At 68.9% G+C, this 19,693-nt stretch carries 23 protein-coding genes, 1 other RNA gene and 1 riboswitch; of the genes, 11 read left to right on the top strand and 13 right to left on the bottom strand.

The genetic code is table 11. The features are described 5' to 3' along the window. The first annotated feature begins 13 nt into the window (after window positions 1-13). A complete protein-coding gene (gene lgt, locus CFB43_RS13685) occupies window positions 14-904 on the top strand; it encodes a prolipoprotein diacylglyceryl transferase (RefSeq protein WP_069248621.1) in 891 nt (296 codons plus the stop codon). 111 nt (window positions 905-1,015) lie between these two features. Here lgt and CFB43_RS13680 read toward each other — a convergent pair whose 3' ends face one another. The 5 genes from CFB43_RS13680 to CFB43_RS13660 form a co-directional block, all read right to left on the bottom strand. Next, window positions 1,016-1,756 carry an SIMPL domain-containing protein gene (locus tag CFB43_RS13680; RefSeq protein WP_089426114.1) on the bottom strand — a complete coding sequence of 247 codons (741 nt, stop codon included), beginning with the start codon at window positions 1,754-1,756 and terminating at the stop codon, window positions 1,016-1,018. A 181-nt stretch (window positions 1,757-1,937) separates the two neighbouring features. Continuing rightward, complete coding sequence (locus CFB43_RS13675; RefSeq protein ID WP_089495441.1) at window positions 1,938-2,399, bottom strand: EVE domain-containing protein; 462 nt, start codon at window positions 2,397-2,399, stop codon at window positions 1,938-1,940. A gap of 71 nt (window positions 2,400-2,470) precedes the next feature. Continuing rightward, a non-coding RNA gene (ssrS, locus tag CFB43_RS13670) (6S RNA) lies at window positions 2,471-2,652 on the bottom strand. 81 nt (window positions 2,653-2,733) lie between these two features. Continuing rightward, a complete protein-coding gene (locus CFB43_RS13665) occupies window positions 2,734-3,048 on the bottom strand; it encodes a cell division protein ZapA (protein WP_011352906.1) in 315 nt (104 codons plus the stop codon). After that, a complete protein-coding gene (locus CFB43_RS13660) occupies window positions 3,045-3,395 on the bottom strand; it encodes an ATPase (RefSeq protein WP_089440812.1) in 351 nt (116 codons plus the stop codon). The genes CFB43_RS13665 and CFB43_RS13660 overlap by 4 nt, the downstream gene beginning before the upstream one ends. Window positions 3,396-3,549: 154 nt before the next feature. Beyond that, a riboswitch (cobalamin riboswitch) is annotated at window positions 3,550-3,800 on the top strand. A gap of 42 nt (window positions 3,801-3,842) precedes the next feature. Between CFB43_RS13660 and CFB43_RS13655 the strand changes: the two genes are divergently transcribed. The 5 genes from CFB43_RS13655 to cobC are packed head-to-tail and all read left to right on the top strand — an operon-like array spanning window position 3,843 to window position 8,213. Then, complete coding sequence (locus CFB43_RS13655; protein ID WP_089495440.1) at window positions 3,843-4,958, top strand: FecCD family ABC transporter permease; 1,116 nt, start codon at window positions 3,843-3,845, stop codon at window positions 4,956-4,958. After that, window positions 4,955-5,770 (top strand): ABC transporter ATP-binding protein, encoded by an 816-nt coding sequence (locus CFB43_RS13650; RefSeq protein WP_089495439.1) that lies wholly within the window; start codon window positions 4,955-4,957, stop codon window positions 5,768-5,770. Before CFB43_RS13655 ends, CFB43_RS13650 begins: the two co-directional genes overlap by 4 nt. A gap of 52 nt (window positions 5,771-5,822) precedes the next feature. Further along, window positions 5,823-6,878 carry a nicotinate-nucleotide--dimethylbenzimidazole phosphoribosyltransferase gene (cobT, locus tag CFB43_RS13645; RefSeq protein WP_089495438.1) on the top strand — a complete coding sequence of 352 codons (1,056 nt, stop codon included), beginning with the start codon at window positions 5,823-5,825 and terminating at the stop codon, window positions 6,876-6,878. Then, window positions 6,868-7,644, top strand: a complete 777-nt coding sequence (locus CFB43_RS13640) for an adenosylcobinamide-GDP ribazoletransferase (RefSeq protein ID WP_089495437.1) — start codon at window positions 6,868-6,870, stop codon at window positions 7,642-7,644. The genes cobT and CFB43_RS13640 overlap by 11 nt, the downstream gene beginning before the upstream one ends. Continuing rightward, the gene (cobC, locus tag CFB43_RS13635) at window positions 7,629-8,213 is read left to right on the top strand and encodes an alpha-ribazole phosphatase (protein ID WP_089495436.1); all 585 of its coding nucleotides are present in this window, start codon (window positions 7,629-7,631) and stop codon (window positions 8,211-8,213) included. The genes CFB43_RS13640 and cobC overlap by 16 nt, the downstream gene beginning before the upstream one ends. An 89-nt stretch (window positions 8,214-8,302) precedes the next feature. On the opposite strand, the gene CFB43_RS13630 is transcribed toward cobC, so the two are convergent. From CFB43_RS13630 to cobU, 4 genes are read right to left on the bottom strand one after another with little or no spacing between them, the layout of a single operon-like run. Next, window positions 8,303-9,220: a cobalamin-binding protein gene (locus tag CFB43_RS13630; protein ID WP_089495435.1), complete on the bottom strand. Its 918-nt coding sequence runs from the start codon at window positions 9,218-9,220 to the stop codon at window positions 8,303-8,305. Further along, entirely contained in the window at window positions 9,217-10,236 is a 1,020-nt protein-coding gene (cobD, locus tag CFB43_RS13625; protein WP_089495434.1) for a threonine-phosphate decarboxylase CobD, read from the bottom strand. The genes CFB43_RS13630 and cobD overlap by 4 nt, the downstream gene beginning before the upstream one ends. Further along, window positions 10,229-11,173 carry an adenosylcobinamide-phosphate synthase CbiB gene (gene cbiB, locus CFB43_RS13620; RefSeq protein WP_089495433.1) on the bottom strand — a complete coding sequence of 315 codons (945 nt, stop codon included), beginning with the start codon at window positions 11,171-11,173 and terminating at the stop codon, window positions 10,229-10,231. The genes cobD and cbiB overlap by 8 nt, the downstream gene beginning before the upstream one ends. Next, the gene (gene cobU / locus CFB43_RS13615) at window positions 11,167-11,721 is read right to left on the bottom strand and encodes a bifunctional adenosylcobinamide kinase/adenosylcobinamide-phosphate guanylyltransferase (protein WP_089495432.1); all 555 of its coding nucleotides are present in this window, start codon (window positions 11,719-11,721) and stop codon (window positions 11,167-11,169) included. Before cobU ends, cbiB begins: the two co-directional genes overlap by 7 nt. 74 nt (window positions 11,722-11,795) lie before the next feature. Between cobU and CFB43_RS13610 the strand changes: the two genes are divergently transcribed. The 4 genes from CFB43_RS13610 to CFB43_RS13600 all read left to right on the top strand — a co-directional run bounded on the left by CFB43_RS13610 (window position 11,796) and on the right by CFB43_RS13600 (window position 14,888). Next, window positions 11,796-13,298, top strand: a complete 1,503-nt coding sequence (locus CFB43_RS13610; RefSeq protein WP_089495887.1) for a cobyric acid synthase — start codon at window positions 11,796-11,798, stop codon at window positions 13,296-13,298. 82 nt (window positions 13,299-13,380) lie between these two features. Then, entirely contained in the window at window positions 13,381-13,521 is a 141-nt protein-coding gene (locus tag CFB43_RS38385) for a hypothetical protein (RefSeq protein WP_174975942.1), read from the top strand. 149 nt (window positions 13,522-13,670) lie between these two features. Next, complete coding sequence (locus CFB43_RS13605) at window positions 13,671-14,084, top strand: DoxX family protein (protein ID WP_089495431.1); 414 nt, start codon at window positions 13,671-13,673, stop codon at window positions 14,082-14,084. A gap of 135 nt (window positions 14,085-14,219) precedes the next feature. Then, window positions 14,220-14,888: a ParA family protein gene (locus CFB43_RS13600; RefSeq protein ID WP_089495430.1), complete on the top strand. Its 669-nt coding sequence runs from the start codon at window positions 14,220-14,222 to the stop codon at window positions 14,886-14,888. A gap of 133 nt (window positions 14,889-15,021) precedes the next feature. Here CFB43_RS13600 and panD read toward each other — a convergent pair whose 3' ends face one another. The 4 genes from panD to CFB43_RS13580 all read right to left on the bottom strand — a co-directional run bounded on the left by panD (window position 15,022) and on the right by CFB43_RS13580 (window position 17,621). Beyond that, window positions 15,022-15,408 carry an aspartate 1-decarboxylase gene (gene panD, locus CFB43_RS13595; RefSeq protein ID WP_011352892.1) on the bottom strand — a complete coding sequence of 129 codons (387 nt, stop codon included), beginning with the start codon at window positions 15,406-15,408 and terminating at the stop codon, window positions 15,022-15,024. A gap of 42 nt (window positions 15,409-15,450) precedes the next feature. Then, window positions 15,451-16,290, bottom strand: a complete 840-nt coding sequence (gene panC, locus CFB43_RS13590; RefSeq protein ID WP_089431572.1) for a pantoate--beta-alanine ligase — start codon at window positions 16,288-16,290, stop codon at window positions 15,451-15,453. 265 nt (window positions 16,291-16,555) lie between these two features. Then, window positions 16,556-17,428: a segregation and condensation protein A gene (locus CFB43_RS13585; protein ID WP_021164248.1), complete on the bottom strand. Its 873-nt coding sequence runs from the start codon at window positions 17,426-17,428 to the stop codon at window positions 16,556-16,558. 4 nt (window positions 17,429-17,432) lie between these two features. Then, window positions 17,433-17,621 carry a DUF3460 family protein gene (locus tag CFB43_RS13580; protein WP_011352889.1) on the bottom strand — a complete coding sequence of 63 codons (189 nt, stop codon included), beginning with the start codon at window positions 17,619-17,621 and terminating at the stop codon, window positions 17,433-17,435. Between the two features lie 254 nt (window positions 17,622-17,875). On the opposite strand from CFB43_RS13580, the gene CFB43_RS13575 reads away from it, so the two are divergent. After that, the gene (locus tag CFB43_RS13575; protein ID WP_089495429.1) at window positions 17,876-19,678 is read left to right on the top strand and encodes an autotransporter assembly complex protein TamA; all 1,803 of its coding nucleotides are present in this window, start codon (window positions 17,876-17,878) and stop codon (window positions 19,676-19,678) included. The last annotated feature ends 15 nt before the right edge of the window (window positions 19,679-19,693 follow it).

Raw genomic sequence — 19,693 nt, 5'->3', positions numbered from 1 at the left:
TCTTCGCTAACCCATGATCATTCACCCGAATTTCGACCCCGTTGCGATCCATCTCGGGCCGCTGGCCGTGCGCTGGTACGGGCTCATGTATCTCGTCGGCTTCATCGCGGCGATCGTCGTCGGCCGGATCCGGCTGAAGCTGCCGCACGTCGCGGCGCAGGGCTGGACCGCGAAGGACATCGACGACATGATGTTCTACGGCGTGCTCGGCACCGTGCTCGGCGGCCGGCTCGGCTATGTGCTGTTCTACAAGGCCGATTTCTACTTCTCGCATCCGCTCGACGTATTCAAGGTGTGGGAAGGCGGCATGTCGTTTCACGGTGGCTTCCTCGGCGTGACGCTCGCGATGATGTTGTTCGCGTGGCAGCGCAAGCGCCACTGGCTGCAGGTCACCGACTTCGTCGCGCCGATGGTGCCGACGGGGCTCGCGGCCGGCCGGCTCGGCAACTTCATCAACGGTGAGCTGTGGGGCCGCGTGACCGACCCTTCGGCACCGTGGGCGATGCTGTTCCCGGGCGCGATGCGCGACGATGCGGCATGGTTGCCGAAGCATCCGGAGCTCGTCGAGAAGTGGCATCTTGCCGACGTGTTCATGCAATACCAGATGCTGCCGCGCCATCCTTCGCAGCTCTATGAAATCGCGCTCGAAGGCATCGCGCTGTTCTTCGCGCTGTTCTTCTTCGCGCGCAAGTCGCGGCCGATGGGCGCCGTGTCCGCGCTGTTCCTGATCGGCTACGGCCTCGCACGTTTCACGGTCGAGTTCGCGCGCGAGCCCGACGACTTCCTCGGCCTGCTCGCGCTGGGCCTGTCGATGGGGCAGTGGCTGTCGCTGCCGATGATCCTCGCGGGCGTCGCGCTGATGGTCTGGGCGTATCGCCGCCGCGCGGCGCATGCCGCTGCGTGACGCGATGTCGATGCACGTGCGATCGGCGCGTGCATCGGCACCCTGCAGGTCAACGCAAAACGCCGGCCCTCGGGCCGGCGTTTTTCATTTCGGACTGCCGTGCGCTGCGCGTTACTTCATCTGCACGGAGCCGTTGACGGTGACCGACACGGTGGCCTTGCCGCCTTCGACCGCGATCGGCGCGCTCATCTTCGCGCTGTCCATCGGCGCCGCGGCCATCGCCATCATGCGCGGGTACGGCTGTACGTTGCGGCCGCCGCCGACGTTCACGTCGCGGATCGTGTAGCTGCCGTAACCGAATGCCTTCGCGGCTTCGTCGGCGCGGGCGCGGAACGACTTGATCGCTTCGGTCGTCAGCTTTTGCTCGGCCGCGCGCTGCGCTTCGGGCGACAGCGAGAACTCGACGTTCGCGACCTGCATCAGGTTCGACAACTGGCCCGCAAGCTTCGACGCGGCAGCGAAATCGCGCGATTCGAGCGCCACTTCAGTACGACCGCGCCATGCGGAGATCTTGCCGTCACGATCGGTGCTCGGGTACACGGAGAATGCGCCCGTGTGTGCAGTGACGCCCGATACGCCCTTCGCCTGCGACAGCGCTGCATCGGCGCGCTGGTTCAATTGCGCGGTGAGGCTGCCTGGATCCTTGGCCTGCTGCTCGTAGAACAGCGTGATGTGGATGATGTCCTGCGGCACGTCCGCGCTGGCCTGCGACGACAGCGACAGCACGCCTGCCGGCTCCGGAAAGTGCGGGTTCGCGGTTTGCGCGTGCGCGGCGGTCGACGCGAGCGTCAGCGCGGCGGGAACGGCGGCGGCAAGGGCGAGCGACAGCGCGAGTGCGGATTTCTTGGTCATTGTTGGACTCCTGGTGCGAGGGCGTGCACGCGGATTGCGCGTGCACGACGCGGGCGTACCGCGCGACGAAAAAAACGACAGCCGGCCCGATCGGCCGACAGCGGTTGCTTAGGCCGCGCGAACGTGCCGCGAGTTCCGTTGCGGCAGTGCATCCTGACCAGATTTGACCTTTGGCGTGCGCCTACTTCATCAGCTTTTCGGTGATGAAGCGCCATTCGGCGCGCGTGACCGGCGTGATCGACAGCCGGTTGCCGCGCGCGAGCACGCGCATGTCGGCGAGTTCGTCGTGTTCGCGCAGCGCCGCAAGCGGCACGAGCGGCGTCTTTTTCACGTAGCGCACGTCGACGAGCAGCCAGCGCGGTGCTTCCTGCGTCGACTTCGGGTCGTAATAGGGGCTTGTCGGATCGAACTGCGTGGGGTCGGGGTAGGGCGTCGACGACACTTCGGCGAGGCCCGCGATGCCCGGCTCGGGGCAGCTCGAGTGATAGAACAGCACGCCGTCGCCGATCTTCATCGTGTCGCGCATGAAATTGCGCGCCTGATAGTTGCGCACGCCGGTCCACGGCAGCGAGCGCTGCGGTGCGTTGGCGAGATCGTCGATGCTTGCTTCGTCCGGTTCGGACTTCATCAGCCAGTATTGCATGGATCGTGATCGACGCAGAAAGAGGCTGCTACAAAAGAAAACGGCACCGGGCTTCGCCCGATGCCGTTGGATAGGCCCCCGCCTTGGCCGCTAGGCCGGCATCCTGAACCTGAGGTTCAGAATTGGTCGCAGTTAGCAGCACTTCGGGTACATCAGACAGAGTGACGCGCGCGCCCGTGCTACAAATTTCCGCAACCGTGCACATGGCATTGGTTCAAGGAATATATGACCTTGGCGAACCAGGCAGGGAAGCTGACTGAACTGTGATTCGATGCGCCAATTTGACCACCGTTGATCGCCGAGATCAAGGGGAATCGACGCATCGATTGAAACGTTACTGCGTCTCGTGCTGTGCGAGCACCGCGCCGAGTTGTTCGTTCATCTGGTGCATTGTACGACGGATTTCCTCCGCGGGAAATGCTTCACCGTGCCGCACGCTCGTTTGCAGCCGCAGCAATTCGGACGCGAGCGACAGCGCCGCCATCACGGCGATGCGATCGGTGCCGCGTACCGAGCTGTTCGAGCGGATTTTCGACATTTCGGCGTCCACGCGCGCGACCGCTTCGAGCAGTGCCGCTTCGGTCTCGGCCGAGCAGGCGAGCCGATAGGCCTGACCGAGAATCGAGACTTCGATCTGCTTGGTGCTCATGCATGTTCTCCATGGCTGGCCGCGTCATCGCCATCCGTACGCGCCTGCGCATCCAGCAGGTCGAGCTGGTTGTCGGCTTGCTCCGCATTTTTCGAGCGCGGCAGCTTTTCGAGAATCGCGTTCAGTTTCACCTGGGCGTCGTCGATCTTTGCCGACAGCGTGTCACGCTCGGCCGCAAGTGCATTGCGTTCATCGCGCAGTTGCGCGAGTTCCGCGCGGACAGCGTCCGCATCCGCGCGCAATTGCGCGACCTGCTCCTCGAGCGCGAGCCGTTCCGAGTGATAGCGCTTGTTTAGCGAAATCAGACGGCCAATATTTTGAGATAGGGTTTCGAGTTCGTTGAGCATTTGCTGCGTCCTCTAAAGACCCAGCATTTTAGCGCGGAATAACGCGCAATCCGACATCTGTAACGTTTCCAGTCGTAACACCCCTGCTTCTTGCCGCGAATCAGCGCGTCCCGTGCGTGTCCGGACGCTTCCTTGACGCTCGCGCGACCCGCTCCTAAACTGGCGCCGCCTCGGTGCTCGCGCGTGGAACGCGCGGTTAAACGGGAAGCAGGGCGCGGGCGCCGGAAGCCTGCCAACCTGCGCTGCCCCCGCAACGGTAAGCGGCCGCGTCTCGTGACGCAGGCCGGCTCGGGCGCGTTTCGCGTGCAGCTCCTGCATGCGGACGCGGGCCACTGCGCGTCATCGCGCGGGAAGGCGAGCCGGACCGCCGCCAGCCCGGATACCGGCCGAGACGGGGAGCCCGCACGGGCTTCGTGACGCGCGGCCTGCGGGGAGGCGGGGCGCGCAATGCTTCACGGAACCTTCTTCGATGCTGACCCCAATCGTCCGCGCGGCGCTCACGTCACGACCGGCCCGCTGCCGCAAGCGGGGGCGCGGTACGTCGTGTGCGGCGCCGTGCGCGGCATGAGCGCCGCGCGCGCCACCGCGATCTGGGCCGCGCTGGCGGCGGCGGTCGCGCTGCTGTTCGTCGCGTCGCTGTCGATCGGCAGCGTGCCGATGTCGCCATGGCAGGCGCTCGCGTCGCTCGTGCCGCATGGCGGCGACGCGCTGTTCGCCGATATCGTTCGCACGCTGCGCCTGCCGCGCGCGCTCGCCGGCTTCGCATGCGGCGCGCTGCTCGCGCTGGCCGGCGCACTGCTGCAGGTACTGTTGCGCAATCCGCTCGCGGAGCCGTACGTACTCGGCGTGTCGGGTGGCGCGGCCGGCTTCGCGCTCGTCGCGATGATCGCGGGCGGCGCGTGGTGGCTCGTCGATGCGTCGGCGTTCGCCGGCTCGATCGTGTCGGTCGCACTCGTGCTCGGTCTCGCGCGCCGCGAGCTGGGGCGCGGCGATTCGCGCGACGCATCGCCGCGTTTGCTGCTCACGGGCGTCGTGATCGCGGCGGGGTGGGGCGCGATCGTCACGCTGCTGCTGTCGCTCGCGCCCGATGCACGGTTGCGCGGAATCATCTTTTGGCTGACCGGCGACCTGAACGGCGTGACCGCGCCGTGGTTCGCGTGGGGTGCGTTGTTGCTGGCCGCCTGCGTCGCGCTGCCGGCCGCGCCGCAACTGAACGTGCTGCTGCGCGGCGACGCGACCGCGCTCGCGCTCGGCGTGCCCGTTGCGCGCCTGCGCGTGCGGATCTATCTCGTCGCGTCGCTGGCCGCCGCGGCCGCGGTGACGACGGCCGGCACGATCGGCTTCGTCGGCCTCGTCGTGCCGCATGCGCTGCGGCTCGCCTTCGGCAACGACCAGCGCATGCTGCTGCCGGCCGCGATGCTCGCGGGCGGCGGCGGCGTGATGGCGGCCGACCTGCTCGCACGCACCGTGATTGCGCCCGCGCAACTGCCGGTCGGCGTGATGACCGCGCTGATCGGCGTGCCGGTGTTCCTGTGGATGTTGTTGAGGAGGCCGATGCGATGACGGGGGCCGCACTGCACGCCACGGCCGGCGACATGAACTACGCGGCCGTCGGCATGACGCTGAAGGCCGGCGCGCGTACGCTGCTCGACGGCTTCACCCAGGTGTTTCGGCCCGGCGAGATCTGGTGCGTTGCCGGGCCGAACGGCGCGGGCAAGACGACGCTGCTCGCGACCCTCGCGGGGCTGCAGCCGCCGGCCGGCGGACACGTCGAGATCGACGGCCGGCCGCTTGCCGCATGGCCACCCGAGCAGCTCGCGCAGCGCCGCGCGCTGATGCCGCAGCAACTGCACGACGCATTCAGCGCGACCGTGTTCGACACGGTGCTGCTCAACCGCTTTCCGTATCTCGGCGGCTGGGGCTGGGAGCGCGATGGCGACCACGCGGCCGCGCGCGACGCGCTGGCGACATTCGACCTGACCGCGCTCGCGTCGCGCGACGTGCTGTCGCTGTCGGGCGGCGAGCGGCAGCGCGTCGCGCTGGCCGCGACGCTGTGCCAGGACGCGCCGTCGATGCTGCTCGACGAGCCGCTCGCGCATCTCGACCTGCATCACCAGATCGATTGCCTGACCGCGCTGGCCGCATGGGTCGACGCGGGCCCGCGCACGGTGCTGTTCTCGTGCCATGATCTCAATCTCGCGCGGCGTTTCGCGACGCATGCGCTGTTGCTCGACGGCCGCAGCCACGCATGGGCCGGCCCCGTGCACGACGTGCTGACGCCCGAGCGCGCGAGCGACGCGTTCGGCTATCCGCTCGTGCTGATCCGCGAGAACGGCCGCGATGCGCTGCTGCCGGCGTGGCCCGAGCGACAATGACCTTTTCCTTTCCGATGCGCGGCGCACACCGCGCCAACGACACGGCTTTTCGATGACGACCCCGACCCCCTTCCCGCCCGCGATCGCGCCGCTCGACGAGGTGCTGCGCAAGCGCCTGCAGCACGTGATCGACCACAAGACCAAGCCGCCCGGCAGCCTCGGTCAGCTCGAGGCGGTCGCGTTGCAGATCGGCCTGATCCAGCATACCGAGCGGCCGGTCCTGCAGCGTCCCGTGATGATCGTGTTTGCTGGCGATCACGGGATTGCCGCCGAGGGCGTGAGTCCTTATCCGCAAGCGGTGACCGCGCAGATGGTCGCGAACTTCCTCGCCGGCGGCGCGGCGATCAACGCGTTTTCGGGCGTGGCGCAAAGCACGCTCGAGATCGTCGATGCGGGGGTTGCGTCGCCGCTGCCGCTGTCCGACCGGCTCGTGTCGCTGCCGGTCGCACGCGGGACGCGCAACTTCGCCGCAGAGCCGGCGATGACGCGCGACGAGGCAATGACGGCGCTCGCCGCCGGCGCGGCGCGCGTGCGCCTGCATGCGTCGCTCGGCACGAACGTGATCGGCTTCGGCGAGATGGGAATCGCGAACACGTCGTCGGCCGCGTGCCTGATGAGCCGCCTGCTCGGCGTGCCGATCGACGCGTGCGTCGGGCGCGGCACGGGCCTCGACGACCAGGGTCTCGCGCACAAGCGCGCGGTGCTCGGCCGTGCGCTCGTCAAGCACTCGCACGCGATCGCGCCGCTCGATGTGCTCGCGACGTTCGGCGGCTTCGAGATCGCGATGATGACGGGCGCGTATCTCGCGGCCGCGAGCGAGCGGATGACGATCCTCGTCGACGGCTTCATCGCGACGGCAGCGCTGCTGGTTGCCGAGCGCATTGCGCCCGGCGTGCGCGACTACTGCGTGTTCTCGCATACGTCGCACGAGGCCGGGCACCGGCGCATGCTCGAGCATTTCGGCGCGAAGCCGCTGCTCGCGCTGGACCTGCGGCTGGGCGAAGGCACCGGTGCCGCGCTCGCGCTGCCGCTCGTGCGGGCGGCCGCCGCCTTCCTCACGGAGATGGCGAGCTTCGAGTCCGCCGGCGTCGACAATCGTGACGCCTGATCGCGCGCGCGGCGTGCGGGCCGAACTGCGCTACTTCTTCGTCGCGCTCGGCTATTTCACGCGCGTGCCCGTGCCGCGCGCGATCGGCTACGCGGCCGGCGATCTCGACCAGGCCGCGCGCTATTTCCCGCTCGTCGGCGCATGCGTGGGCGTGTGGGGCGCGCTCGTGTATCTCGCTGCGCTGCGCGCGCTGCCGCCGTCGATCGCGGTCGGGTTGTCGATGGCAGCGACGCTGCTCGCCACGGGCGCCTTCCACGAGGACGGCCTGGCCGACAGCTGCGATGCGTTCGGCGGCGGCTATACGCGCGACGACGTGCTGCGCATCATGCACGACTCGCGGATCGGCACGTTCGGCGCGGTCGCGCTCGTGATCTCGCTCGGCGTGAAATGGCAGGCGCTTGCGTCCATGTTGCCGTTGCGCGCCGCGTGGACGATGATCGCCGCGCACGCGGCGAGCCGCGCGGCGGCGGTGAGCCTGCTGATGACGCTCGACTACGTGCGGCCCGAAGGCAAGGCGAAGCCGGTCGCGCAACGGATGGGTGCACGCGCGGCATGTGTCGCGGCGCTGTTCGGATTGCCCTGGCTGTTCTGGCCCGACTGGCGCATGGGTGTCGCCGCATGCGTTGCGCTCGTGCTCGTGCGCGCGTGGGCCGCCCGCTATTTCGTGAAGCGGATCGGCGGCTATACGGGCGACTGTCTTGGCTTCACGCAGCAACTGTGCGAACTGGCGATCTATCTCGTGGTGCTCGGATGGACGTCGTCCTGATTCGTCATCCGGCCGTCGGCATCGAGCCGGGCATCTGCTACGGACGCAGCGACGTGCCGCTCGCCACGCCGGCCGAGGCCGGGGCGAAGGCGGTGCGTACGCATCTGTCTGCTATCGGCGCGCCGCTTCCCGAACAGGTCTGGACGAGCCCGCTGACGCGCTGCGCGTCGGTGGCCGAACGGCTCGCGCAGGCATGCGACGTGCCGTTGCGGCGCGACGCGGACTGGCAGGAAATGGATTTCGGCGCGTGGGAAATGCGGCGCTGGGACGATATCGATCGCGCGGCGCTCGATGCGTGGGCGGCCGACCTGATGCATGCGTGCGCGCATGGCGGCGAAAGCGTTGCGCGGTTTGCCGCGCGGGTTGCGCGGCGAGCCGACGCAGTGGCGCAGTTCGACCGGCCGCAGTGGGTCGTCACGCATGCGGGCGTGATCCGCGCGTTTGCATCGCATGTGTTGCGCGTGCCGCTCGATACATTGCTGTCGCGATCCGTACCGACAGGGGGTGTCGTCTGGCTGCGCGCGGATGCTGCCGCGCGAACGTGGGACGTGATGCACTGGGACGAATAGGCGCGCTGGCCACTGCGTGTGAACGACGGAGCGCGCGGTCAATTCGTCTCGGGCATCTGGCACGCGATGACCGCGCAAGTCACCGGAAATCAGCGCACCGCCCGCCGCGCACGCGCGGCATCGAGAGCCTCACACAGCGCGGCCGCGCCCTGCGCGATCCGCGGCGCCGGCCGTGTCAGCAGATCGCCGTCGATCGCGAACAGGTTGTGGCGTGCCACGGCCGTCAGTGCGGGCCACGTGCGCCAGCGCGCCAGGCTCGGCAGTGGTTCGTCGGCGCGCGTCGTACCCGCACTCGTCGTCACGATCGCCTCCGGATTCGCCGCGAGCACGGCCTCGTCGGTGACGGTCGGCACGAGCGGCTTGAGCGATGCGAACACGTTGCGGCCGCCGCACAGCTCGATCACGTCGTTGATCAGGTGCGCACCGTTGAGCGTCATCAGCGGCCGATCCCAGACCTGGAAGAACATCGTGACAGGCGCTCGCGCAGCGTAACGCGTGCGTAGCGTCGCGATGTCGCGCGCATAGGCGGCCGCGGCCGCATCGGCAACCGGTTGCGTGCCGAGCAGTGTGCCGAGCCGGCGCAGCGACGACGCGACGTCGTCGAGATGCTTCGGTTCGCTGAAGAACAGCGGGATGTGCAGCGCGCGCAGCGCATCGGTCTGCCGCTCGGCATTGCCGTGCCGCCAGACGACGATCAGGTCGGGCTTCAGCGCGGCGATCCGCTCGAGATCGAGCGCCTTGTTGTCGCCGACGCGCGGTATCGCTTGCGCCGCGGGCGGATAGTCGCTGTACGTGACGGTGCCGACGAGCTTCGCGCCGCCGCCGGCCGCGTAGACGAGTTCGGTCGCGTGCGGCGCGAGACTGATCACGCGTTGCGCGGGCGCCGGCAGCGTGACGGTATTGCCGGCGTCGTCGCGTGTCGTGACATCGGCGTGGGCGCGTGGCGCGTAAGCGAACGCAGCCAATAGCGCGATTGGCGCGAGCCGCTGAAACGTGCATGAATTCATGCGGAGTCCCGTTGCAGCGTCGGCACGCAGTGCGCGAGCGCATCGCCGAGGCGCTGCCATTCCGTTTCGCTGCCCGGCAAGCCGACGCGTACGCTCGACGGGGTCGGGAAGTGCCGCGTCCAGACCCCGCGTGTCGCGAGTGCCGCATGCAGTGCCGCGGCGCGCGGGTCGTCGGTCCAGCTGAAGAGCGGCGTCGCGCGAACCGCGAAGCCGTGCGCGCGCAGCAAGGCGGCCAGCCGTTCGCCGTCGGCCGCGAGCCGTTCGCGGGCGGCGGCCTGCCATGCGCGGTCGGCGAACGCCGCGGCGACTGCATGGCGGGCAGGGCCGCCGACCGTCCAGGCGCCGAGCATGTCGCGCAGCGCGACGATCCGGTCAGGACAGGCGAGCACGAAGCCTGCGCGGATGCCGGCGAGCCCGAAGAACTTGCCGACCGAACGCAGCACGATGAGCCCGGGGCGATCGACGTGTGGCGCGAGCGACCGCGTCGCGCCCGTATCGGCGAATGCCTCGTCGACGATCAGCGTGCCGCCGCGCGCGGCCAGTTGCGCGTGCCAATCGAGCAGGCGCTCGGCCGACACGAACTCGGCGGTCGGATTATTCGGATTCCCGACGATGACGTGACGCAACGTCGCTGGCAGCGTATCCGTGTCGATGTCGAGCGCGACGACGCGATGGCCGTGGCGCGCGAAGGCGGGCGCGTATTCGCCGTATGCGAGCGCCGCGACGCCGGCGTCGCCGGTCGGCAGCAACGCGGGCAATGCGCGGATCGCGGCCTGGCTGCCGGCGACCGGCAGCACGTGTGCGGGATCGGGCGCGTGGTAGTACTGCGCGGCGCAGGCCGCGAGGCCGTCGCCGTCGTCGGGCAGCCGGCGCCACGCGTCGGCCGGGACGGGCGGCACCGGATAGCCGACCGGATTGATGCCGGTCGACAGGTCGAGCCACGCGTCGTACGGAATGCCGTGGCGGCGTGCAGCCTCATGCAGGTTGCCGCCGTGTGCGATGCGGGTGTCAGACATGATGGGTGGCCATGGCGAGTGCGCCGCTCGCGACCAGCAGCGCGAGCCACAGGGCGAGCGTGCGCGTGACGAGCGACAGCGCGGCGACGATGTGGACGGCGGTCGCCGTGGCGCCGGTGCCGAGCGCGGGACGATCCTCGATCTCGCCGTGATAGACGGCCGGGCCGCCGAGCTGCACGTTCAGGCTGCCGGCACCGGCGGCCATCACCGGGCCCGCGTTCGGGCTGTCCCAGTGGCGCGCCTGCGTGCGCCAGCAGCGCCACGCGGCGGCCGTGTCGCCGAGCAGCGCGTAGCTCGCGGCCGTGAGGCGCGCGGGAATCCAGTTCAGCGCGTCGTCGAGGCGCGCGGCGGCCCAGCCGAAGGTCAGGAAGCGCGGCGTGCGGTAGCCCCACATCGCGTCGAGCGTGTTCGCGAGCCGGAACAGCAGCGCGCCGGGGCCGCCTGCGACGACGAACCAGAACAGCGCGCCGAAGATCGCGTCGTTGCCGTTCTCGAGCGCGGATTCGACGGCCGCGCGCGACAGCGCGCCCTCGTCCGCGTCGCTCGTGTCGCGCGACACGATGCGCGCGGTCAGCGCGCGGGCGGCGCCGAGGTCATGCCGCAGCAACGCGGCAGCGATCGGCGCGACGTGGTCGGTGAGGCTTTTCGCGCCGAGCGCGAACCACAGCAGCGCGATATGCAGCGCGGCCGCGAGCGGCCACGGCAGCACGGTCGTGAGCCATGCCGCGATGGCGACCGGCGGCACGACCGCCGCGACCCATGCGGCGACGCCGATCACGCGGCCGCGCCGGCCCGTGTTCAGCGCGCCTTCGATGCGCGCGGCGAGGCGGCCGAACGCGACGAGCGGGTGCCAGCCGGCCGGTTCGCCGAGCGCGCGGTCGACGATCGCGGCCGCAACCGCGAACATCGCGACGACGGGCAGCGACAGCATCAGCATGACGGCGCTCCCGTCTTGAGGTCGAGCGGCAGCCCGGCGACGAGCAGCGTCACGCGTGTCGCGAGCGCGGCGACGCGCTGGTTCAGGCGCCCGAGTTCGTCGACGTAGCGGCGCGTGACCGATCCGAGCGGCACGACGCCGAGCCCGATTTCGTTACTGACGACGATCACCTTCGCGCGCGCGCCGCGCAACGCGTGCTCGAGCCGCTCGACCTGCGCCGCGTACTGCGCATCATCGAGCGGTTCACCTTCGGCGGGACACAGCAGGTTCGTGAGCCACAGCGTCAGGCAGTCGACGAGCAGGCACGCGTGCGGATCGTCGAGCCGTGCGAGCGTGCCGGCGAGATCGACGGGCGCGTCGGCGAAACCCCAGTCGGCCGGCCGGCGCGCGCGATGGTGCGCGATGCGCTCCGCGAACTCGGCATCGGCGGCGGTCGCGGTCGCGATGTAGGTGACGGGGAGGCCGCTGTCGGCGGCGAGCCGCTCGGCATGCGCGCTCTTGCCCGAGCGCGCGCCGCCGAGGACGAAGGTGAGGTCGTGCGGAATCATCGCGTGATTGTAACGGCGCGGGCAGGGCGGCGCGGGGGATAATGCGGCCTTTGCTTCGCGACGACCTTTACACGATGAATGCACCCGAGCCGCGGCCGCGCGGCACGCTGATGATCCAGGGCACGACGTCCGACGCGGGCAAGAGCACGCTGGTTGCCGGCCTGTGCCGGCTCGCCCGCCGCGCCGGCGCGCGCGTTGCGCCGTTCAAGCCGCAGAACATGGCGCTCAACAGCGCGGTGACGGCCGACGGCGGCGAGATCGGCCGCGCGCAGGCGCTGCAGGCGCTGGCCGCGGGCGTCGCGCCGCATACGGATTTCAACCCCGTGCTGCTGAAGCCGACGAGCGATCGCGGCGCCCAGGTGATCATTCACGGCAAGGCGCGCATGAACCTCAATGCGCGTGCGTATCACGACTACAAGCCGGTCGCGTTCGATGCGGTGCTCGAGTCGTACGCGCGCCTGCGCGCCGGCTACGACACGGTGATCGTCGAAGGCGCCGGCAGCCCGGCCGAGATCAACCTGCGCGACGGCGACATCGCGAACATGGGTTTTGCCGAACGCGTCGACTGCCCGGTCGTGCTGGTCGCCGACATCGACCGCGGCGGCGTGTTCGCGCATCTGGTCGGCACGCTCGCGTGCCTGTCGGACAGCGAGCGCGCGCGCGTGCGCGGCTTCGTGATCAATCGCTTCCGCGGCGATTTCAAGTTGCTCGAACCGGGGCTCGACTGGCTGCGCGCGCAAACGGGCAAGCCGGTGTTCGGCGTGCTGCCGTACCTGCACGGCCTGCTGCTCGACGCCGAGGACATGCTGCCCGCCCAGGCGCGCAGCGCCGCCGCACGGGGCGACGCCGGCGTGCTGCGCGTCGTCGTGCCGGCGCTGCCCCGCATCAGCAACCACACCGATTTCGATCCGCTGCGTGCGCATCCGCAGGTCGAATTCACGTACTGGAAGAGCGGCCCCGTGCCGGACGCCGACCTGTTGATCCTGCCCGGTTCGAAGAGCGTGCAGCGCGATCTCGCGTGGCTGCGCGACGCGGGCTGGGACACGCTGATCCGTCGCCACCTGCGCTACGGCGGCAAGGTGATCGGCATCTGCGGCGGGATGCAGATGCTCGGCCGCACGCTCGACGATCCGCTCGGCCTCGAAGGCGCGCCCGGCAGCGTGCCGGGGCTCGGGCTGCTCGATTTCGACACGACGCTGCAGCCCGACAAGACGCTGAAGAACGTGACGGGGCAGCTCGCGCTGCCGGGCGGGGCCCCGGTGCGCGGCTACGAGATCCACATGGGCGATACGCACGGGCCCGCGCTCGCGTCGCCCGCGCTGGCGCTGGCCGCCGACACCGCGCGGGACGGCACACGCCCCGACGGCGCGGTGTCCGACGACGGCCAGATCCTCGCGACCTACGTGCACGGGCTGTTCGACTCGCCCGACGCCTGCACGGCGCTGCTCGCGTGGGCCGGGCTCGACGGCGCGGAGCGCATCGACTATCCGGCGCTGCGCGAGGCATCGCTCGAACGGCTGGCCGACACGTTCGCGAACTATCTCGACCTCGACGCGCTGTACGCCGAGTTTCGTTGACGCGACGCCGGCCCGTGCTCGCTTTTTCCGCCGGATCGCGTACAACACAGAAGGGCGGAGGTCCGCCTGGAGGAGTGCGACGATGAAGGCTCGATGGTGGTGGAGCGTGCTGCTCGCGGCGCTGCTGGGCGCGTCGGCGGTTGCGCACGCGTGCGATTCGTCCGCACCGGGCGGCAGCCAGTCCGGTTCCGGCGACGCCACACAAGGCAAGAGCGGTTACTGAAGCAGGCTGCGGGGCATGATCGGTCATGCCCCTTTTTACGTCTCTATTAACTCCTTATGGGAATCAGTTAAAGCGAATTGGCGTGTTTATCGGTCGAATTGATTCGAATAGAGTGCGATCCATTCACACCACTCCCGAAGGAATTCGCCATGAACCCCAATCGCCTCAACGATTTCGCCGCGACCCTGCTGCGCGTCGCGCTCGGCGTGCTGTACCTCGCGCACGTCGCGCAGAAGGTGTTCGTCTTCACGCTGCCGGGCACCGCGCAGTTCTTTGCGTCGATCGGCCTGCCGGGTTGGCTCGCGTACCTGACGACGTTCGTCGAACTGGCCGGCGGCCTGGCGCTGCTCGCGGGCTTCCGCGTGCGCGTCGCCGCGCTCGTGCTGCTGCCGTTCATGCTCGGCGCGGTTGCCGCGCATCTGCCGAACGGCTGGAGCTTCGCGTCACCGCACGGCGGCTGGGAATATCCGGCGTTCTGGGCCGTCACGCTCGCCGTGCAGGCGCTGCTGGGCGGCGGCGCGTTCGCGCTCGGCGCACGGGAGGCCGCGGTTCAGCGTGCGTAACGGGGAAGTAACCCACACGGCGCGGCGCAACCCGTTCCGGTGACACCCCGTTTGCCGATATCATCGCTCCCTGTATCCGCAATCGAGCGGCGCTTGCCAGGCGGTGGGCGCCGCGCGGCTTTTTCGGGGGAATTCATGACGGTGATCGTGGTGGCGAATCCGAAGGGCGGCGTGGGGAAGAGCACGCTGTCCACCAATCTTGCCGGCTATTTCGCGGCGCAGGGCGCGTGGGTCGCGCTCGCCGACCTGGACCGGCAGCAGTCCGCGCATGCGTGGCTCGACCTGCGGCCGGCCGGATTGCCGCCGATCGAGGCGTGGGATCTCGACCCGGACGCGCCGACGAAGCCGCCGCGCGGCCTCGAGTACGCGGTGATCGATACGCCGGCCGGCCTGCACGGCAACCGGCTCAACGTCGCGCTGCAACTGGCCGACAAGGTGATCGTGCCGCTGCAGCCGTCGATGTTCGATATCCTGGCCACACAGCAGTTTCTGGAGCGCCTCGCCGACGAGAAGGCCGTGCGCAAGGGCAACGTCGAGGTCGGGATCGTCGGGATGCGGGTCGATGCGCGCACGCGCTCGTCCGACCAGCTTCATCGCTTCGTCGAAGGGCTCGGCCTGCCGGTGCTCGGCTACGTGCGCGACACGCAGAACTACGTGCAGATCGCCGCGCACGGGCTGACGCTGTGGGACGTCGCGAAGAGCCGCGTCGAGAAGGATCTCGAGCAGTGGCGGCCGATCGTCGAATGGGCCGAACGCCGGGCGCCGAAGGCAGGGAAGACGGAGAGGGCTGCCAAGGCGTCCTGATCGCGCGGCCGCTGCCGGGCGGCGCGCGATGAAATGAGAAAGGGCCGGATGCCGTCGAGTACGGCATCCGGCCCTTCGACCACAAGCGGGCCCGCCGCGCCCGCGCGCCATGGCACGCGGGCAGGTGGCCGGGTCAGGTCCAGTTCTGCGTCGGCACGTGATCGCGGTGGCCCTTGATCTTGTTGCCGTCGTCCATGAACACGAGCTTCGGCTTCCAGCCGGCCTGCAGCTCGGCTTCGTCGACCATCGCGAAGGCCGCGATGATCACGAGGTCGCCGAGTTGCGCGCGACGCGCGGCCGAGCCGTTCAGCGAGATCATCCCGCTGCCGCGCTCACCCTTGATCGCGTACGTCGAGAAGCGCTCGCCGTTGTTGATGTTCCAGATGTCGATCCGTTCGTTCTCGATGATGCCCGAGGCTTCGAGCAGGTCTTCGTCGATCGCGCACGAGCCTTCGTAGTGCAGCTCGCAGTGCGTGACGGCCGCACGGTGGATCTTCGATTTGAGCATGTGGCGCTGCATGGTGTCTCCGTGATGCGTGAGAGGCGAGGGCGGGGCGGCCCGTCAGATTTCCAGGTTGTCGATGAGGCGCGTCGCGCCGAGCTTCGCGGCGGCGACGACGACGAGCGGTTCGCCGGCTTCGAGCTGGGCCGCGTCCGGCGCGATCAGGTTCGCTCGGCGGCGGATCGAGATGTAGTCGGGCGCCCAGCCGCGGCCGGCCAAATGCGTGCGGGCCAGTTCCTCGAGCTTGCCGAGGTCGCGCTCGCCGCCGAGCACGCTTTCGCGGATGCGCTGCAGCGTCTTCGCGAGTTCGGGCGCCTCGCCGCGCTCGTCGGCCGACAGGTAGCGATTGCGCGACGACAGAGCGAGGCCGTCCTCGTCGCGCACGGTTTCGGCGGCGATGATGTCGACCGGCAGCGCGAGCTGCTGGCACATGCGGCGCACGATCATCAGCTGCTGGTAGTCCTTCTTGCCGAACACGGCGACGCGCGGCTGCACGCAGGCCATCAGCTTCGCCACGACCGTGCACACGCCGGTGAAGAAGCCGGGCCGGAATTCCCCTTCGAGGATCCCGCCGAGATCGTCCGGCGGCAGCACGCGGTATTCCTGCGGTTCCGGGTACATGTCGCGCTCGGTCGGCGCGAACAGCACGTAGACGTTTTCCTTCTGCAGCTTCTCGATATCGTCCTGCAGCGTGCGCGGATACTTGTCGAAATCCTCGTTCGGGCCGAATTGCAGCCGGTTGACGAAGATGCTCGCCACGACCGGATCGCCGTGCTGGCGCGCGAGGCGCATCAGCGACAGGTGCCCTTCGTGCAGGTTGCCCATCGTCGGCACGAACGCCGTGCGGTTCTGTCCGCGCAGCTGGTCGCGCAGTTCATGGATCGAGCTGATGACTTTCATGATCGGGTAGCGGGTTCCTCGCGCTGGCGCGCGTTGGCGCCGCAGCAGCGGCGTCGGGGTCGAAGCGGAGAACGCCGGCGCGCGGGCGGCGCATCGGGCGTCGGCGGATTGTAGAGGATTTGGCCGCCAAACGCATCGAAAAAAGAACGGTCGTTCACTTTTTAATCGGGCGTGCCGGCAACCCCGCGCGCGGCCGCGCTGGACTGCGGCGTAGCGGCGAGCGTGCCGGGATGAAGCGGGAGAGCGGGAAGGGCGGGCGCGGGTGTTACGCGGGCAGGTACGCGAGACGCACGTAGATCGGCGCGAACGGCTCGGCCTGCGTGATTTCGAGGAGCGACTCGCGCGCGAGTTCGAGCATCGCGATGAAATTCACGACGACGACCGGCACGCCGCGCGACGTGTCGAACAGCTCGGCGAACTCCATGAAGCGCGCGTTCTGCAGCCGGCGCAGGATCAGACTCATGTGCTCGCGCACCGACAGCTCCTCGCGCGAGATCTTGTGGTGCTGGACGAGCTTCGCGCGCTTGAGCACGTCGGCCCATGCGGCGCGCAGGTCGTCCGAATTCACGTCGGGGAAGCGCGGCGTGACGCTCTGCTCGATGTAGACCTCGGCGCGCAGGAAGTCGCGGCCGAGCTGCGGCAGCTGGTCGAGCCGCTGCGCGGCGAGCTTCATCTGCTCGTATTCGAGCAGGCGGCGCACGAGTTCGGCGCGCGGATCCTCGGCTTCCTCGCCGGTGTCGGCCTTCTTGACCGGCAGCAGCATCCGCGACTTGATCTCGATCAGCATCGCGGCCATCAGCAGGTACTCGGCCGCCAGCTCGAGGTTCGACGTGCGGATCTGGTCGACGTAGCCCAGGTATTGCGCGGTGACCTGCGCCATCGGGATGTCGAGCACGTTGAAGTTCTGCTTGCGGATCAGGTAGAGCAGCAGGTCGAGAGGGCCTTCGAAGGTCTCGAGGAAGACCTCGAGCGCATCGGGCGGGATGTAGAGATCCTGCGGCAGCTTGAAGAGCGGCTCGCCGTACAGGCGAGCGAATGCCGCGACACCGTCGACCGTGTCGGGCGTCGAATCGGCGCCCGCGGGCGCGGCGATCGCGTCGTCCTGCCGGGCGGCGCTGGCCTCGTCGGCGGCGCTCACGTCGTCAGAAGTTCTGGTAGTAGACGTACGACGTTTGCTTCACGCGCGATTCCTGCTGCTCGGCGCGCTCTTCGAGGTCGATCGGCTGCTTGTCCCACAGCAGGGAACGGCCCTTGCGCTGCTCGTCCTCGAGCGTCGGCTTCTGCTGCTTGAGCTGGTTCAGGAACTGCGTGACATCGGACTGGTACGGCATGGCTGGATTTTCCGTTTCGGGCGGCGCACGATGCGCCGGATTCACGATGGCGGGATTTTACCGCATCGCGGGAACGGCCGGCGTCAATCGCGCGTCGAATCCGCGGGCCGGCAGATGGCGGGCGCCCGGAAGCGCACCGTCACGCAGGGCGCTGCGGTCCAGGCGGTTTACAAACATTAAGCTTTGGTGCCGGCACCCTGTGGTCAAATACAGGGTTTTCCACAAAACCGTGATAACCGAGGGCGAGGTCATATTTGGCGGGGCAGTCGAACCAGCAAGCACACACGGCACATGACGCGGTCCCGCGCGTGGAACGCAATCGCGCCCGCGCCGCGCGGGTGGCCCTTGCGGGTTGCCTTGCCGCATGCTTCGCGCTGCCGGCCCACGCGAAGTACGACGTCGACATCGACGCGCCGCGCTCGGTTCGCAAACTGCTCAAGTCGCATCTCGACATCGCGCGCTTCGCGAAGCGCGACGACATCAGCGACGACCAGTTCGACTTCCTCGTGACCGCCACGCCGCAGCAGGTGCGCGACCTGACCGCGACGGCCGGCTATTTCTCGCCGGTCGTGCGCACCGACGTGCGCACGCGCGACGGCAAGCGCGACGTGCGCATCGCGGTCGATCCCGGGAAGCAGACGATCGTGTCGAGCGTCGAGCTGACGTTCAAGGGGCCCATCGACACCGAGGATCCGAAGCAGGAAGCCGCGACCCGCTTCGCGTTCTCGCTGAAGCCGGGCGATCCGTTCACTCAGTCCGACTGGGACGGCGCGAAGGGCGCGGCGCTCAGGCAACTGCAGTCGCACCGCTATCTCGGCGGGAAGATCGCGTCGTCCGAAGCGCGCATCGACCCGCGCACGCAGCGCGCGATGCTCGCGGTCACGTTCGACAGCGGCCCGACGTTCACGATAGGCAAGGTCGACGTCGACGGCGTGCGGCGCTATCCGGAAAAGATCGTCACGAACGTCAATCCGCTGTCGGAAGGCGAGATCTACGACGTGCAGCGGATCACCGAACTGCAGCGGCAGTTGCAGAACACGCCGTATTACGCGAGTGTCGCAATCGATGTCGGCGACGATACGGCGAAGCCCGAGCGTACGCCCGTGCACGTGAAGGTCAGCGAGTTTCCGTACAACAACATCCGCGGCGGCGTCGGTTTTGCCACCGATACCGGGCCGCACGTGCAGGGTTCCTACACGTATCTCGACACGTTCGGCGCCGCGTGGCCGCTGACCGTGTCGGGCCGGCTCGACCAGATCCAGCAATACGGGCAGGTCCAGCTGTCGATGCCGCCGGGCGAGAAGGGCTGGACCAACAGCGTGCTCGCGTCGTACACGAACACCAACGTGTCGGACACGCGCATCTACAGCGCGCGGGTCGGCGCGCAGCGCACGCGCACCGGCCAGTTCATCGACTATTCGTATTCGCTGATGTACTACCAGGACCGGCTCGACCAGAACGGCGCCGGGCCGACCACGAGCCGCGCGCTCGTGCCGCAATGGGCGTGGACGCGCCGCAACGTCGACGATCCGCTGTTTCCGCGTTCGGGCAACCTGATCCACGCGGAGGCCGGCTTCGCGGTCAAGGGCGTGCTGACCGACCAGTCCTTCATCCGCGGCTACGCGCGCGGCCAGCAGTACCTGCCGATCGGCAAGCGCGACCTGTTCGTGTTCCGTGCGGAGCTCGGCGGCGTGTTCACGAGCGGCAGCTCGACCGGCGTGCCGGCGTCGCTGCTGTTCCGCGCGGGCGGCTCGAACTCGGTGCGCGGCTACGGCTACCAGAGCATCGGTAACAGCGTCGACGGTTCCGTGCTGCCGACCAAGTACCTGATGACGGGCACCGCCGAATACCAGCACTGGTTCAACCGCGACTGGGGCGCCGCGACGTTCTTCGACATCGGCACCGCCACCGATGCGTGGGGCGAGCGCGTGTTCTACCCGGGTGTCGGCATCGGCGCGCGCTGGCGCAGCCCCGTCGGCCCGATCAACGTCGACGTCGCGTACGGGTTGCGCAACCATAGCGTGCGCCCGTACCTGACGCTCGGCATCGCTTTCTGACCGTACCGCTTCACC

Origin of the sequence: Burkholderia sp. AU15512 (genome assembly GCF_002223325.1) — a bacterium.
GTDB lineage: Bacteria > Pseudomonadota > Gammaproteobacteria > Burkholderiales > Burkholderiaceae > Burkholderia.
Note: the sequence above shows the minus strand (reverse complement) of the source record. Positions and strands in the feature narration are given on the sequence as shown.

Bases quoted from the DNA above. Each gene is read 5' to 3' on its own strand.
- CFB43_RS13600 (WP_089495430.1), top strand. From the start codon at position 14,220: ATGACGGTGATCGTGGTGGCGAATCCGAAGGGCGGCGTGGGGAAGAGC.
- CFB43_RS13665 (WP_011352906.1), bottom strand. From the start codon at position 3,048: ATGAGCACCAAGCAGATCGAAGTCTCGATTCTCGGTCAGGCCTATCGG.
- cbiB (WP_089495433.1), bottom strand. From the start codon at position 11,173: ATGCTGATGCTGTCGCTGCCCGTCGTCGCGATGTTCGCGGTTGCGGCC.
- CFB43_RS13660 (WP_089440812.1), bottom strand. From the start codon at position 3,395: ATGCTCAACGAACTCGAAACCCTATCTCAAAATATTGGCCGTCTGATT.
- CFB43_RS38385 (WP_174975942.1), top strand. From the start codon at position 13,381: ATGAAGGCTCGATGGTGGTGGAGCGTGCTGCTCGCGGCGCTGCTGGGC.
- panD (WP_011352892.1), bottom strand. From the start codon at position 15,408: ATGCAGCGCCACATGCTCAAATCGAAGATCCACCGTGCGGCCGTCACG.
- CFB43_RS13655 (WP_089495440.1), top strand. From the start codon at position 3,843: ATGCTTCACGGAACCTTCTTCGATGCTGACCCCAATCGTCCGCGCGGC.
- cobT (WP_089495438.1), top strand. From the start codon at position 5,823: ATGACGACCCCGACCCCCTTCCCGCCCGCGATCGCGCCGCTCGACGAG.
- CFB43_RS13580 (WP_011352889.1), bottom strand. From the start codon at position 17,621: ATGCCGTACCAGTCCGATGTCACGCAGTTCCTGAACCAGCTCAAGCAG.
- panC (WP_089431572.1), bottom strand. From the start codon at position 16,290: ATGAAAGTCATCAGCTCGATCCATGAACTGCGCGACCAGCTGCGCGGA.
- CFB43_RS13605 (WP_089495431.1), top strand. From the start codon at position 13,671: ATGAACCCCAATCGCCTCAACGATTTCGCCGCGACCCTGCTGCGCGTC.
- lgt (WP_069248621.1), top strand. From the start codon at position 14: ATGATCATTCACCCGAATTTCGACCCCGTTGCGATCCATCTCGGGCCG.
- CFB43_RS13650 (WP_089495439.1), top strand. From the start codon at position 4,955: ATGACGGGGGCCGCACTGCACGCCACGGCCGGCGACATGAACTACGCG.
- cobC (WP_089495436.1), top strand. From the start codon at position 7,629: ATGGACGTCGTCCTGATTCGTCATCCGGCCGTCGGCATCGAGCCGGGC.
- CFB43_RS13630 (WP_089495435.1), bottom strand. From the start codon at position 9,220: ATGAATTCATGCACGTTTCAGCGGCTCGCGCCAATCGCGCTATTGGCT.
- CFB43_RS13675 (WP_089495441.1), bottom strand. From the start codon at position 2,399: ATGCAATACTGGCTGATGAAGTCCGAACCGGACGAAGCAAGCATCGAC.
- cobD (WP_089495434.1), bottom strand. From the start codon at position 10,236: ATGTCTGACACCCGCATCGCACACGGCGGCAACCTGCATGAGGCTGCA.
- cobU (WP_089495432.1), bottom strand. From the start codon at position 11,721: ATGATTCCGCACGACCTCACCTTCGTCCTCGGCGGCGCGCGCTCGGGC.
- CFB43_RS13680 (WP_089426114.1), bottom strand. From the start codon at position 1,756: ATGACCAAGAAATCCGCACTCGCGCTGTCGCTCGCCCTTGCCGCCGCC.
- CFB43_RS13610 (WP_089495887.1), top strand. From the start codon at position 11,796: ATGAATGCACCCGAGCCGCGGCCGCGCGGCACGCTGATGATCCAGGGC.